Raw genomic sequence first — 13,757 nt, 5'->3', positions numbered from 1 at the left:
GAGCCCCACCCCGGCCCCCGCATCCCCTCCCGTACCAACACCAACACGGCAACGGAGGACGTCCCACCCAACCCGGCTCTGATCTCCTCCGTTGACTGCCGCGCGGCGGGGCCCCGCACCGAAACTCCTCCGTTGCCGACAGCCGCCAGCTGATGTCGGCAACGGAGGAGACTCGCCGCGAGCCACCGCGTGTCGGCAGCTACCGGAGGACTCCCGCCCCGTTCTGGCCCGGATGTCCTCCGTTACCGACGCACCGTCGGAGGGTGCGGCCAACGGAGGAGACCCAAGCCCAACCAGCCCAGGACTCCTCCGTTAGCCGACATCCGGCGGCGCTGCGCTCCGGATGTCCTCCGGTAGCGTCAGGCGTCGATGCGGGCCCTCGACAGGTCGTCGGCGCCCGCGATGATGAACTCCTTGCGTGGGGCCACGTCGTTCCCCATCAGCAGCTCGAACACGCGGTTGGCCGCCTCGGCGTCCGAGACGCGCACCCGTCGCAGCGTGCGGTGGGAGCGGTCCATCGTCGTCGTCGCGAGTTGGTCGGCGTCCATCTCGCCGAGGCCCTTGTAGCGCTGGATGGGCTCCTGGTACTTCCGCCCGCGCTTCTTCAGGTCCGCGAGCACGGCCTGCAACTCGGCCTCCGAGTACGTGTAGATCGTCTCGTTCGGCTTCGAACCGGGGTTGATCGCGACCACCCGGTGCAGCGGAGGCACGGCGGCGAACACCCTGCCCTCCTCGATCATCGGCCGCATGTAGCGGAAGAACAGCGTCAGCAGCAGCGTCCGGATGTGGGCGCCGTCGACGTCCGCGTCCGACATGATGATGACCTTGCCATAGCGCGCCGAGCCGAGCTCGAACGAGCGTCCGGAGCCCGCGCCGATCACCTGGATGATGGCCGCGCATTCCGCGTTGGAGAGCATGTCGGAGACCGACGCCTTCTGCACGTTGAGGATCTTCCCGCGGATCGGCAGCAGCGCCTGGTACTCGCTGTCGCGGGCGCGCCGCGCGGTGCCGAGAGCCGAGTCGCCCTCCACGATGAACAGCTCGCTGTTCGCCACGTCGCTCGACCGGCAGTCCACCAGCTTCGCCGGCAGGGAGGACGTCTCCAGCGCGTTCTTGCGCCGCTGCGTCTCCTTGTGCGCGCGGGCCGAGATGCGGGACTTCATCTCCGCGACGACCTTGTCGAGCACGAGCGCGGACTGCGTCTTGTCGTCGCGCTTGGTCGACGCGAAGCGCTCGGCGAGGGCCTTCTGGATGACGTTGGCCACGATCGTGCGCACCGCCGGCGTGCCGAGGACCTCCTTGGTCTGGCCCTCGAACTGCGGCTCGGGGAGGCGCACGGTCAGCACGGCCGTGAGCCCGGCCATCACGTCGTCCTTCTCCAGCTTGTCCGTGCCCGCCTTCAGCCGGCGCGCGTTCAGCTCCACCTGCTGGCGCAGGAACTTGAGCAGCCCCTGGTCGAAGCCGGTCTGGTGGCTGCCGCCCTTCGGCGTGGCGATGATGTTGACGAAGGAGCGCATCACCGTGTCGTAGCCGGTCCCCCAGCGCAGCGCGATGTCGACCTGGCACTCGCGCTTCAGCTCGGTCGGCACCATCGCGCCGCTCTCGGAGAGCACCGGTACCGTCTCGGTGAAGTGGCCTTCGCCGGTGAGCCGCCAGGTCTCGGTGATCGGGCTGTCCGGCGAGAGGAAGTCCACGAACTCCGAGATGCCGCCGTCGTAGCTGAAGGTGGTCCGCTCGCCCTCGGCCGAGCGCTGGTCGTCGATCGTGATCGCGAGGCCCGGGATGAGGAACGCCGTCTGCCGGGCGCGACCCACCAGGTCCTCGACCGAGAAGTCGGCGCCGGCGGTGAACACCTGGCGGTCCGCCCAGTACCGGATGCGCGTGCCGGTGACGCCCTTGGCCACCTTGCCGGCGACCCGCAGCTCGCTGCCGCTCACGAACGGGGAGAATTTCGCGTCGGGGCTCGGCGCCGCCTTGCCGTCGTCGAACACGCCCGGCTCGCCGCGGTGGAAGGACATCGCCCAGGTCTTGCCGTCGCGGTCGACCTCCACGTCGAGCCGCTCGGAGAGCGCGTTGACGACCGAGGCGCCGACGCCGTGCAGGCCGCCGGAGGCCGCGTACGAGCCGGTGCCGAACTTGCCGCCGGCGTGCAGCTTGGTGAACACGACCTCCACGCCGGTCAGCCCGGTCTTGGGCTCGACGTCGACCGGGATGCCGCGCGCCGTGTCGCGCACCTCCACGCTGTCGTCCGGGTGCAGGATGACCTCGATCGCGGAGCCGTGCCCGGCGAGCGCCTCGTCCACGGAGTTGTCGATGATCTCCCACAGGCAGTGCATGAGGCCGCGGGAGTCGGTGGAGCCGATGTACATGCCTGGGCGCTTGCGGACGGCCTCCAGGCCCTCCAGCACCGAGAGGTGCCTCGCCGAATAGTCCGAGCTCGCCACGAGCGCTCCTTGTGTTCCGTGCAGTCGTTCCGGGTGCGGCGCGCGAGTCCGCGCGCCGTGCATCCTCCAGGTTACGTGCTGCGCCGGGCGATCCCGGTCCCGACACCCACGGGCCCGAAGGCTACGCGTTGAGCGAAATAGCAGCCGATACGAGCCTCGTCTCAGGGATTACGTGGTTCTATAGACGTACCGAGTTCACCGGTTGCGACGGAAAGGAGCATCACATGTCTACTATCACCTCGGAGAACGGTGCGGTTGACGAGCTCGAGTCGGGGCCGCAACTGACGGCCGCGGATCGCTGCGACAGCTGTGGCGCTCAGGCGTACATCCGCGTCGTGGTCAACAACGGCGAACTCCTCTTCTGCGCCCACCACGGCAAGAAGCACCAGGAGAAGCTCTCGCAGATCGCGCACAGCTGGCACGACGAGACGGCTCGTCTCTTCGAAGAGCAGCGCGCCTAGGGTCTCCGCGACTCACGCGAACGGCTGATCGAGCGATGGCAGGAGCCACCGGCGTGCGCAGGCGCGCATTCGTCGACCTCGATGTCATCCGCTCGAACGCCACCACGGCGGCCACCGCGTCGCTCCCCGACTGCACCGCCGATCTCCGCGCGGACGCGTACGGGCACGGGCTCATCCCCGTCGCCCGGGCGCTGACCGACGCGGAGGTCGGCGGTCTTCTCGTCTCCCGGGTTGAGGACGCCGCGGCCATCGCGGACGCGGGCATCCCGCTGCCGGTGACCGTCGGCTTCCCGGCCGGCCGGCACGCCAGCGGCCCGGCCCACCTGCTCGGGCCCGAGGTGCTCGGGCTCACCGACGCTCCCGGGGTCGCCCCGGCCTTGCGCCTCACCGGCGAGATCATCGCGGTGAAGCGCGTCGGCGCCGACCGCGGCGTCTCGTACGGCTACACGTACCGCACCGACCGCCCCAGCACGCTCGTGCTGGTCGCGCTCGGCTACGCCGACGGCATCCTGCGCGTCGCCTCCAACAAGGCGCCCGTGCTGGTCGGCGAGACGACCGGCCGGATCACCGGCCGCATCGCGATGGACCAGTTCGTCGTCGACATCGGCGACGCCGAGGCACAGCCGGGCGACGAGGTGGTCCTGTTCGGCGACCCGTCGCGCGGCGAGCCGTCGTCGCTCGACTGGGAGGCCGCGCTCGGCGTGGCCGCTCCGGTCATCACCAGCAGACTGGGCCGCCGCATCGAGCGGATGTACGGCCACTGGACCAGGCCGGCACAGTCGACGGGGAAGGCGGCGCAGTGACCATCGTGGACGCGATCGCGGAGCCGCTCCCCCGCGCGATCATCGACCTGGCCGCGCTGCGCCGGAACGTCGCGCACCTCACCGCGCTGATCGCCCCCGCCGAGACCATGCTCGCGGTCAAGGCCGACGCCTACGGCCACGGACTGCTGCCGATCGCGGAGGCCGGGCTGGAGGCGGGCGCGACGTCCCTCGCCGTGCTGGAGGTCCCCGCGGGACTCGTGCTGCGCGGCGCGGGGATCACCGTGCCGCTGCTGGCTTGGCTGCACGGCGACGACACCGACTGGCGCGCCGCGATCGAGGCCGACATCGAGCTCGGCATCTCGGCCGTCTGGCAGCTCGACGCCATCGCCGCTGCGGGCGCGGACCGGCCGGCCGTCGTACACCTCAAGGTCGACACCGGCCTCAGCCGCAACGGCGCCACCCGCGAGCAGTGGCCGCACCTGATCGACGCCGCCCTGGAGCTTCAGCGGCAGGGCGTCGTCCGCATCCGCGCGGCCTGGTCGCACCTGGCCGACGCCTCCATCGCCGACGACGAGGCCTCCCTGGCGGAGTTCCGCAGCGCGGTCGCCGAGGCCGAGGAGCGCGGCGCGCGGTTCGAGATCCTGCACCTCGCAGCGAGCTCGGCGGGCATCCGGATGCCGGAGGCCCGCTTCGATCTGGTCCGCTTCGGCATCGCCGCCTACGGCTTCTCCCCGTTCGACGACACCACCGGCGCCGAGCTCGGCTTGGAGCCCGTGATGCGCCTGGAGGCGCCCGTCGTGGAGGTGCACGTCGGCGGCACCACGCACGTCCGGCTCGGGATCGGGTTCGGCGACGGCGTGCCCGTGCTGGGCATCGCCAAGACGTCCGTCCTCCTCGCCGGGCAGCGGTGCCGGGTGATCGCGGTGGACGTCGACACCATGCTCGTGGACGCCGGCTCCGCGCGCGTCGCGGTCGGCGACACCGCCGTCCTCTTCGGATCGGGCCGGGACGGCACGGTCACCGCGGAGAAATACGCGGACTGGGCGGAGACCATCGCGGACGAGATGGTCACCGGCGTCGCGGTGCGCGTCCCCCGCGTCTACGAGAACTAGAGCGCGACGCCGAGACGCGACGCGATCGCCCGCCGCGCGTTCGTGGCGTACCGGTCCACGCGCTCGGTCTGCGCCACCGGCGGCAGCTCCCCGCGCAGCGCGGTCTGCAGCATCCGGTCGGCCAGCACCGGGTTCATCGGGAGGACCGGTCCGTGCAGGTGCGTGCCGATCGCGTTCCCGACCACGACGCCCTCCGTCTTGTCGCCGTTCCCGAAGCCGCTCACCACTTCGCCGAGGGGCACGGCGCCCGCCGCGTCCGCGCTGAACGTCGTCGTGGCCGAGTGGTTCTCGAAGCCCGCGAGGGTGACGCCGTCGGGCATCCGCACGACGACCTCCGCGACGTGACGCCGCGAACCGAGCACGGCGCGGGTCGGGAACACCGCGGCGCCGGCGAGCGTCTCGCCGTCCGGGGTCACTATCTCCTCGCCGAGGAGCTGCCAGCCGCCCGCGATCGCGAGGATCGGCACTCCGGCGTCGCGCCACTGCCGCAGCCGAGGCGCGATCCGGGCCACATCGCCGGCCACGGCGCGCTGGGACGACAGCGGGCCGGACCCGATGTGCACGATGTCGGCGCTGGGCGGCAGTTCTGCGCCGGGAGCGTGCGCCACGATGTCGACGTCCACGCCGCGCCAGCGCGCGCGCTCGGCCAGGGCGAGCACGTTGCCGGCGTCGCCGTTGATCCCGAGCTCGCGCGGATAGAGGTGCAGGATGCGGAGGACGGTCACTTCTCGCCGCCTTCCAGGTCGAGGAAGCCGAGCTGCTTGCGGATCGCCATCATCTGCTCGTAATTGACGATCATCGTCTTGGTGCCGCGCGACGGCTTCGGCAGCGCGAGGAACGCCTGCAGCGCGGGCCGCAGCTCCGGCATCACCTGGTCGACCTCGATGCCGGCGTAGGCGAATCGCGTCGCGAACTGCCAGGCCTTGGTGCCCGAGACGATGTCCACGTGCTCCAGCTTGGAGAGGTCGATGTCGTAGACCCAGGACGGGTCGGGCGTGCCCTCGTCCACCGCGACGAAGACCTGCTCCGGGCTGTGGCTGAGGTAGTCGAGGTTGAGCTGGAGGCTCGGCGGGTTCTTCATCATGATGATCTCGATGTCCTCGTCGCCGACCTTCAGGGTCTCGCCGCGGCCGTAGACCGTGCGCAGCGAGCTCATCGCCGCGACGACGGCCTCCGACTTGAAGCGGTCGCCCAGCACCCGCCGGGCCATCGCGGTCGCGCCGGCGGCGTCCACCGCGTAGTGGAGGCCGCGCGCGGGCAGGCCGATCCGGATGGACTCGCCGCCCATCGTGAGCTGCGCGCTCTGCGTCTCCAGCTTGCTGACGAACACGGCGGGCACCGGGAGGGCGCCGGCCGCGACGCCGGAGAGGTCCGCCACGTTGGCGAGGCCGTTGGGCGAGGACTCGATGATGGCCGGGGCCACCGCGAAGGTCGTCACGTCGCGGCCCGCGGCGGCGAGCTCGGCGCCGACGCGCGCGAGGCTGTCGTCGTCAGCGTTCACCACGACGAACTCGGCCGACCGCTCCGCGATCGTGCGGAGCATCCCGATCACACGGGTGGGCTCGAAGAAGCGGTTGAGCTGGTCGATCTGCACGTTGAGGAGCAGCGAGCCGCGCGGCTTCAGCACCGTCGCGAGGTCCACGCCGTACGCCTCGTCCACCTCGATCACGCCGACATCCCCACGGACGTAGCCGTCGAGCGGCACGTCCGCCAGCAGCGCGGAGGCGATCCCCTGCGGCAGGTTGCCGCCGGACGGGTTCGTGAAGACGTTCAGCCCGTGCTCACGCAGGATCGCGGTGAGCATGTTCGTGGTCGTCGACTTGCCGTTCGAGCCGGAGACGAAGACGACGCCGAGCGGGAGGCGGCTGACAGCACGTTCGAGGAACTTCGGCGCGATCGCGAGCGCGACCCGCCCCGGCACCGCGGAGCCGCCTCCCCGCAGGCGCAGCAGCCAGCGGGCGAGGCGGCCGGCGATGACCGCCAGTCGATAGCGCACCGTTTACTCGAGGTAGTCGCGCAGCGACTGCGAGCGGGACGGGTGGCGCAGCTTCGCCATCGTCTTCGACTCGATCTGCCGGATGCGCTCCCGCGTCACGCCGAAGGTGTCGCCGATCTGGTCGAGCGTCTTCGGCATGCCGTCGCCCAGCCCGAAGCGCATGCGGATGACGCCCGCCTCGCGCTCGGACAGGGAGTCGAGGAGGCTCTCCAGCTGCTTCTGCAGCATGGTGAAGCCGACCGCGTCGGCCGGCACGACCGCCTCGGTGTCCTCGATCAGGTCGCCGAACTCACTGTCGCCGTCCTCACCCAGCGGGGTGTGGAGCGAGATGGGCTCGCGACCGTACTTCTGCACCTCGATGACCTTCTCGGGGGTCATGTCGAGCTCCTTGGAGAGCTCTTCCGGGGTGGGCTCGCGGCCGAGGTCCTGCAGCATCTGCCGCTGGACGCGGGCCAGCTTGTTGATGACCTCCACCATGTGCACCGGGATGCGGATGGTGCGGGCCTGGTCGGCCATCGCGCGGGTGATCGCCTGACGGATCCACCAGGTGGCGTAGGTCGAGAACTTGAAGCCCTTGGTGTAGTCGAACTTCTCGACGGCACGGATCAGACCCAGGTTGCCCTCCTGGATGAGGTCCAGGAACTGCATGCCACGGCCGGTGTAGCGCTTGGCGAGGCTGACCACGAGGCGCAGGTTGGCGCCGAGCAGGTGGCTCTTGGCGCGCTGGCCGTCGCGGGCGACCCAGCGCAGCTCGCGCTCGAGCTCCTTGGGCATGTTCGGGGTGTTCGCGAGCTTGTCCTCCGCGAACAGGCCGGCCTCGATGCGCATCGCGAGCTCGACCTCCTCCGCGGCGTTCAGCAGCGGGACCTTGCCGATCTGCTTGAGGTAGTCCTTGACCGGGTCGGCGGTCGCGCCGGTGATCGTCGTGGAGTACACGGGGACGTCGTCGTCCTCGTCCACGGCGCGCAGCACGAGCGCGTCGGTCGGCAGCGGGGCGTCGGCCGCGGCCTGCACGGCCGCGCTCTCGCCCTTGGGGCCGGACCCCTCGGCGTCGTCCGCCTCCGCGTCGTCGCCCTCGGACTCCTCGGTCTCGTCGGCGTCGGCGGCGTCGTCGGCGGTCTCTGCCGTGTCGTCCTCGTCGATCTCGACCTCGGCGTCCTCGTCGAGCTCCTCGTCGTCGTCGCCCTTGGCCTTGGTGGCGGCCTTCTTGGGCGCGGCCTTCTTCGCCGGCGCCTTGGCCGTCGTCTTCTTCGCTGCCGGCTTGGCGGCCGCAGCGGTCTCCTCGGTCTCCTCGACCGCCTCGGCCTCGCGGGCCTTGGTTGCTGCACGGGTTGCCATCTGCCTACCTTTCATACAAGCGAAGGGCTTTCATGCCGGGGCGGAGGGTCGTGGTGAGCCGACCGTGCGCCCGGACTGAGGTCGCGTGCGGACATTACTAAGACCCATGTCAAGTCTTGGGCTGTCGCGCCGGGCACCATCGAGCGCTCCGACCCCAGGACATGAACGGGTCCAGATATCAATTATTGCACGTTCTCGCCAGGCCCCCGACCATCTCGCCTCCGCCAAACGTCAACAAGTGCAACCCACAGCGGGCCCACTTCTATTCCCTCCTCCTCCGCGAGGCGGCGGCGGGTGCGCCGGCGGGCGCGGACGAGGAAGACGACGCCGAGGCCGATGATCACGTACTGCAGGGCGAACGCCCAGCGGAAGGAGTCCAGGGCGTAGAGACCGGCGACCGTGTGGGCGGTGTTCTGGGCGTCCAGCGCCACGCCGATCAGGAACATCATCACGAAGCTCGCCAGGAAGCCGCCGACGTTCACGATGCCGTTGGCGGAGCCCAGGCTGTGCAGCGGGTTGGAGGTGCGCGCGAAGTCGAAGCCGATCAGCGAGCCGGGCCCGCCGATCCCGATCGCGACCAGCACGAGGATCAGGAGCCAGAGCGGCGGCGTCCCCGGCCACAGCAGCAGGAGCGCCCAGACGATCCCCATCATCCCGACGATCGCGAGCACGAGGTTGCTGCGCCGCAGCGGGAAGCGCGCGGTCAGCAGGCCGAGGATCGGGCCGGCGATCAGCCCCGCCACGACCGACACGATGAGCAACCCGCTCGCCTCCGCCGGGTCGATCCCCAGCGCGAACACCATGAACGGGAGTCCCCACATCAGGCTGAACACCGTGCCGGAGGACTGCGTGGTGAAGTGCGACCAGAACCCGAGCTGCGTCCCCGGCCGGGCGAGGCTGATCCGGAGCTGCCGGATCGACTCGCGCCAGGTCGCCGGGCGCGGGCCCTCGCTCGACCCGACCGGCCGGTCGCGGATGGCGGCGACGATCCCCACGAGCGCGACCACCGACACCGAGGCGGCACTGAGGAACGCGGTCGTCCAGCCGGACTCGTGCAGGAGCAGCGCGAACGGGACGGCGGAGAGCACCTGGCCGAGCTGGCCGATGTTGCCGATCCACTGCGAAAGCTGCGGCACGATCCGCCCGCGGAACCAGGAGTTCACCAGCCGCATGAGCGAGGTGAACACGGTCGCGTCGCCCGCGCCGACCAGGATGCGGCCGACGATCGCCAGCGCTATGGTCGGCGCGAACGCGACCGTCACCTGCCCGACGACCATCAGGGCGGTCCCCGCGATCATCAGCGCCCGCGAGCCGACGCGGTCGATCAGGACGCCGACCGGCACCTGCATCGCCGCGTAGACGATGAGCTGGACGACGGCCATCGACGACAGCACGGCGGCGGAGACGTGGAAGCGCTCGGTCGCGGCGACACCCGCGACGCCGATGCTCGTACGCTGCATGACGGCGACGAGGTAGGCGAAGACCCCGATCCCGAAGATGACCCAGGACCGACGCGAATTCACCACACGATCCTATGCCCGTCGACGGAACGGGACCTTCGCGGAGGCCGCCTCAGCGATCGGTGCGCGGGTTCTCGTCGTCGCCGCGGCGGTCGTCGCCGTGCCGGCGGAACGCCAGGAAGTTCTCCAGCTCGGCCGCGATCTCGTCGGCGCTGGGCAGCTCGCCGTCGCGGTCGGTCAGCGGCGAACGCAGCTGGGTGTCCTCCATGTACGTGTCGTGCCGCTCCTCCAGGGTGCCGACCAGCTTGCCGAGCTCGGCGTTGCCCGCGACCTGCTCGTCGATGTTCGCGACGAACTCGCGGTCCTCCTCGCGGAGGCGGTCGGTCGGGAAGATGAGGCCGGTCGCCGCGCTGATGCTCTCCAGCCCGGCGATGGCCGCGGCGGGGTACTCGGTGTCGGCGAGGTAGTGCGGGATGAGCAGGACGAACCCGGCGATCGGGTACGAGAGCTGCTGCAGCCGGTATTCCAGCAGGTGGAGGGCGTTGCCGGGCACCTGCGTCTGCGGCTTCCAGATCGACATCGCCTCGATCAGGTCACGGCGGTTGCCGCTGACCGTTACGCCGATGGGCCGGGTGTGCGGCACCGGCATCGGGATGGAGTGAACCCAGGTGACGCTCTTGACCGAGAAGCGCTCGATCAGCCCGAGCACGGCCTCCGTGAACGCCTCCCAGCGGAAATCGGGCTCGAACCCGGAGAGCAGGAGGAAGGGCTGGCGCAGCTCGTCGTAGACCAGGTGCAGCTTCAGCGTCGACGGCTGGTAGTCGGCCAGGTGGTCCTGGTCGAAGTAGATGATCGGCCGGCGGGCGCGGTAGTCGAGCAGGATGTCGGCGTCGAACGTCGCCACGACCTCGCTGTCGAGCGTGCCGAGCAGATAGGTGCCGAGCTGGCTGACGCCGGAGCCGGCGTCGGCGAACCCGGTGAGCCCCGCGATCAGCGGCAGGCCCTCCGGCACCGCCAGTGCCGGGTTGAGCTCGTACAGTTCGCCGGGGTCTCGCATAGTTCAACTCTAAGGCCGCACCCCCGGCCGGGTCGCGGCGCACGGCCCCGCTCGCAGCACGCCCACAGCGAACATGCGGCCTCCGCGGTCGTGCGTCGTCGAGCGGTTAGGGTCGAGACATGACGCCTCCCGCCCTCAGCCTCACGCCCGCTCCCTCCTCCTCCGCCGACGTCCTCGTGCTCGCCGCCCGCTCCGGCGCCGACGGCGTCACCGTGCTGTCGGACGCCAGGGACGGACTGCACGGCGAGCTCGCCGCTGTCGGCTTCGGCGGCGGGAAGGACGAGCTGGTCCGGCTCCCCGGCGCTGCGGGCGGTCCCGCCCTCGCCGTCGTCGGCTTGCCGGAGCAGGTGGACGAGGACGCGCTGCGCTACGCGGCGGGCACGGCGATCCGCCAGCTCGCGGGCGTCGGCCACGTCGCGCTCGACCTCCCGGCCGAGGACGACGCCCGGCTCGGCGCGGTGCTGGAGGGCGCGGCCCTCGGCGCGTACGCCTTCACCGAGTACCGCTCCGCGAGCCGCGCGGGCGTCAAGACGCCGGTCGGGACCATCGAGGTGGTCGGCGCGTCGGAGTCCGGCGACGACCTCGTCGCGCGCGCCCTCGCGGTGTCCGGCGCCGCCGCGCTGGTCAAGGACCTCGTCAACACTCCCCCGATCGATCTCTACCCCGCGTCGTTCACCTCGCGGGTCGAGGAGGCCGTGGAGGGCCTGCCCGTCACCGTCGAGGTGTGGGACGAGCGCCGACTGGAGTCCGAGGGCTTCGGCGGCATCCTCGGCGTCGGCCAGGGCTCCGTGCGCCCGCCGCGGCTGGTGAAGGTGGACTACGCGCCCGCCGGTGCGGCGAAGCACCTCGCGCTGGTCGGCAAGGGCATCACCTTCGACTCCGGCGGCCTCTCGCTCAAGCCCGCCTCCGGCATGGTCGGCATGAAGTACGACATGACCGGCGCGGCCACCGTGCTCGCCGTCGCCATCGCCGCGGCGCAGCTCTCGCTGCCGGTGCGCGTGACCGCGTGGCTGTGCCTGGCGGAGAACATGCCGTCCGGCTCGGCCATCCGCCCGAACGACGTGCTGCGCATGCGCGGCGGCCGCACCGTCGAGGTGCTGAACACCGACGCCGAGGGCCGGCTCGTGCTCGCGGACGGCCTGGTCGTCGCGGGCGAGGAGCACCCGGACGCGATCGTGGACGTCGCCACCCTGACCGGCGCCGCGATGGTCGCGCTCGGCACCCGCTACGCCGCGGTCATGGGCTCCGACGACCTGGTGGGCGATGTCCTCGCCGCCGCCAAGGCCTCCGGCGAGCTGCTCTGGCCGATGCCGCTCGCGAGCGAGCTGCGCGCCACGATCAACTCCGACGTCGCCGACATCGCCAACGCCAACCCCGGGGTGACCGCTGGCGGGATGCTGCTGGCCGGCGTGTTCTTGCAGGAGTTCATCGGCCGCACGGGCGAGGAGGACGACGCGCCGCGCATCCCGTGGGCCCACCTCGACATCGCAGGGCCCGCCAAGGGCCCGTCCGCTCCGTACGGCTTCACCGGCAAGGGCCCGTCCGCCGTCAGCGTACGCGCGCTCATCCGGTTGGCCGAGGACTTTTCCCAGAGGTAGTAGGGTCGTATGGGCAGGAAAATCCTGCCCATGCAACGCCTGCCTCGAGCCATCCCTCGGGGCAGGATCGTGTCACGAATCCTGATGCGCGAGGAGTAGCTGGGTGTCTGAGCAGAACTTTGACATTGTGGTGCTCGGCGGTGGGAGTGGAGGCTACGCAGCAGCGCTGCGTGCGGCCGAGCTCGGTTTCACCGTCGGCATGATCGAGAAGGACAAGGTCGGCGGCACCTGCCTGCACCGCGGCTGTATCCCGACCAAGGCGCTGCTGCACGCGGCCGAGGTCGCGGACTACTCGCGGGAGTCGGCCAAGTACGGCATCGTCACCGAGCTCAAGGGCATCGACATCAACGGTGTCACCGAGTACCGCCAGAGCATCATCGCCAAGAAGTACAAGGGCCTCCAGGGCCTGGTGAAGGCCCGCGGCATCACGGTCATCGAGGGCGAGGGCAAGCTCACCTCCCCGACCACCGTGCAGGTCGGCGACGACACCATCACCGGCAAGAACGTCATCCTCGCCACCGGCTCCTACTCGCGCAGCCTCCCCGGCCTGGAGATCGGCGGCCGCGTGATCACCAGCGAGCAGGCCCTCGAGCTCGACTTCGTCCCCAAGAAGGTCGCGGTCCTCGGCGGCGGCGTCATCGGCGTCGAGTTCGCCAGCGTCTGGAAGTCCTTCGGCGCCGAGGTCACCATCATCGAGGCCCTCCCGCACCTGGTCCCCAACGAGGACGAGACCATCAGCAAGTCGCTGGAGCGCGCGTTCCGCCGCCGCGGCATCGACTACCGCCTCGGCGTCCGCTTCTCGGGCGTCACCCAGAACGAGGACGGCGTCGTCGTCTCGCTGGAGGACGGCAGCACCGTCGACGCCGAGCTCCTGCTCGTCGCGGTCGGCCGCGGCCCGCTCACGCAGGGCATGGGCTACGACGAGGTCGGCGTCACGCTCGACCGCGGCTTCGTCATCACCGACGAGCGCCTCGCGACCAACATCCCCGGCGTCTACGCCGTCGGCGACATCGTCCCCGGCCTGCAGCTCGCGCACCGCGGCTTCCAGCAGGGCATCTTCGTGGCCGAGGAGATCGCGGGCCTGAACCCGATCGTCGTCCCCGACGTCAACATCCCGAAGGTCACCTACTGCGACCCGGAGGTCGCCTCGATCGGCCTCAGCGAGGCCAAGGCGGCGGAGCAGTACGGCGCCGACGCGATCACCAGCTACGACTACAGCCTGGCCGGCAACGGCAAGAGCGAGATCATCGGCACGAGCGGCACCGTCAAGGTCGTCCGCGTCAACGACGGCCCGGTCGTCGGTGTGCACATGATCGGTGCCCGTGTCGGCGAGCTCATCGGCGAGGCGCAGCTCGCGGTGAACTGGGAGGCGTACCCGGAGGACATCGCCCCGTTCGTCCACGCGCACCCCACGCAGAACGAGTCGCTCGGCGAGGCCTTCCTGTACCTCGCGGGCAAGCCGCTGCACACCCTGTAAGACGTCCGCCGCAGGAGCGGCTGCAATAAGCTACTGAACGATCAGGTTTT

At 70.7% G+C, this 13,757-nt stretch carries 11 protein-coding genes; 5 read left to right on the top strand and 6 right to left on the bottom strand.

The window, feature by feature from the left end:
- Positions 1 to 359: 359 nt before the first annotated feature.
- Positions 360 to 2,444: a DNA topoisomerase IV subunit B gene (locus ABCS02_RS06470; protein ID WP_345834772.1), complete on the bottom strand. Its 2,085-nt coding sequence runs from the start codon at positions 2,442 to 2,444 to the stop codon at positions 360 to 362.
- Positions 2,445 to 2,668: 224 nt separating this feature from the next.
- On the opposite strand from ABCS02_RS06470, the gene ABCS02_RS06465 reads away from it, so the two are divergent.
- Genes ABCS02_RS06465 through ABCS02_RS06455 form a run of 3 tightly spaced genes read left to right on the top strand, consistent with a single transcriptional unit; the run spans position 2,669 to position 4,781 of the window.
- Positions 2,669 to 2,905, top strand: coding sequence for a hypothetical protein (locus ABCS02_RS06465; protein ID WP_055915732.1), 237 nt, complete (start codon positions 2,669 to 2,671; stop codon positions 2,903 to 2,905).
- Between the two features lie 53 nt (positions 2,906 to 2,958).
- On the top strand, positions 2,959 to 3,708 hold the full coding sequence (locus ABCS02_RS06460) for an alanine racemase C-terminal domain-containing protein (protein ID WP_345834771.1): 750 nt from the start codon (positions 2,959 to 2,961) through the stop codon (positions 3,706 to 3,708).
- Positions 3,705 to 4,781, top strand: a complete 1,077-nt coding sequence (locus tag ABCS02_RS06455; protein ID WP_345834770.1) for an alanine racemase — start codon at positions 3,705 to 3,707, stop codon at positions 4,779 to 4,781. The genes ABCS02_RS06460 and ABCS02_RS06455 overlap by 4 nt, the downstream gene beginning before the upstream one ends.
- Here ABCS02_RS06455 and ABCS02_RS06450 read toward each other — a convergent pair.
- From ABCS02_RS06450 to ABCS02_RS06430, 5 genes are all read right to left on the bottom strand, one after another.
- Positions 4,778 to 5,506, bottom strand: coding sequence for a cobyric acid synthase (locus ABCS02_RS06450; protein WP_345834769.1), 729 nt, complete (start codon positions 5,504 to 5,506; stop codon positions 4,778 to 4,780). The genes ABCS02_RS06455 and ABCS02_RS06450 overlap by 4 nt on opposite strands.
- Positions 5,503 to 6,777 carry a MurT ligase domain-containing protein gene (locus ABCS02_RS06445; RefSeq protein ID WP_345834768.1) on the bottom strand — a complete coding sequence of 425 codons (1,275 nt, stop codon included), beginning with the start codon at positions 6,775 to 6,777 and terminating at the stop codon, positions 5,503 to 5,505. Before ABCS02_RS06445 ends, ABCS02_RS06450 begins: the two co-directional genes overlap by 4 nt.
- A gap of 3 nt (positions 6,778 to 6,780) precedes the next feature.
- Positions 6,781 to 8,115 (bottom strand): RNA polymerase sigma factor, encoded by a 1,335-nt coding sequence (locus tag ABCS02_RS06440; protein ID WP_345834767.1) that lies wholly within the window; start codon positions 8,113 to 8,115, stop codon positions 6,781 to 6,783.
- Positions 8,116 to 8,297: 182 nt separating this feature from the next.
- A complete protein-coding gene (locus tag ABCS02_RS06435) occupies positions 8,298 to 9,638 on the bottom strand; it encodes an MFS transporter (RefSeq protein ID WP_345834766.1) in 1,341 nt (446 codons plus the stop codon).
- A 49-nt stretch (positions 9,639 to 9,687) separates the two neighbouring features.
- Positions 9,688 to 10,632 (bottom strand): PAC2 family protein, encoded by a 945-nt coding sequence (locus ABCS02_RS06430; RefSeq protein ID WP_345834765.1) that lies wholly within the window; start codon positions 10,630 to 10,632, stop codon positions 9,688 to 9,690.
- 119 nt (positions 10,633 to 10,751) lie between these two features.
- Between ABCS02_RS06430 and ABCS02_RS06425 the strand changes: the two genes are divergently transcribed.
- A complete protein-coding gene (locus ABCS02_RS06425) occupies positions 10,752 to 12,230 on the top strand; it encodes a leucyl aminopeptidase (RefSeq protein WP_345834764.1) in 1,479 nt (492 codons plus the stop codon).
- 103 nt (positions 12,231 to 12,333) lie between these two features.
- A complete protein-coding gene (gene lpdA / locus ABCS02_RS06420) occupies positions 12,334 to 13,707 on the top strand; it encodes a dihydrolipoyl dehydrogenase (RefSeq protein ID WP_345834763.1) in 1,374 nt (457 codons plus the stop codon).
- The last annotated feature ends 50 nt before the right edge of the window (positions 13,708 to 13,757 follow it).

The sequence above is a fragment of the Microbacterium sp. X-17 genome (genome assembly GCF_039615055.1).
This window is presented reverse-complemented; position numbering and strand designations above follow the sequence as displayed.

Excerpts from the sequence above, each read along its gene's own strand:
- ABCS02_RS06430 (WP_345834765.1), bottom strand. The coding sequence starts at position 10,632 with ATGCGAGACCCCGGCGAACTGTACGAGCTCAACCCGGCACTGGCGGTG.
- ABCS02_RS06465 (WP_055915732.1), top strand. The coding sequence starts at position 2,669 with ATGTCTACTATCACCTCGGAGAACGGTGCGGTTGACGAGCTCGAGTCG.
- ABCS02_RS06425 (WP_345834764.1), top strand. The coding sequence starts at position 10,752 with ATGACGCCTCCCGCCCTCAGCCTCACGCCCGCTCCCTCCTCCTCCGCC.
- ABCS02_RS06440 (WP_345834767.1), bottom strand. The coding sequence starts at position 8,115 with ATGGCAACCCGTGCAGCAACCAAGGCCCGCGAGGCCGAGGCGGTCGAG.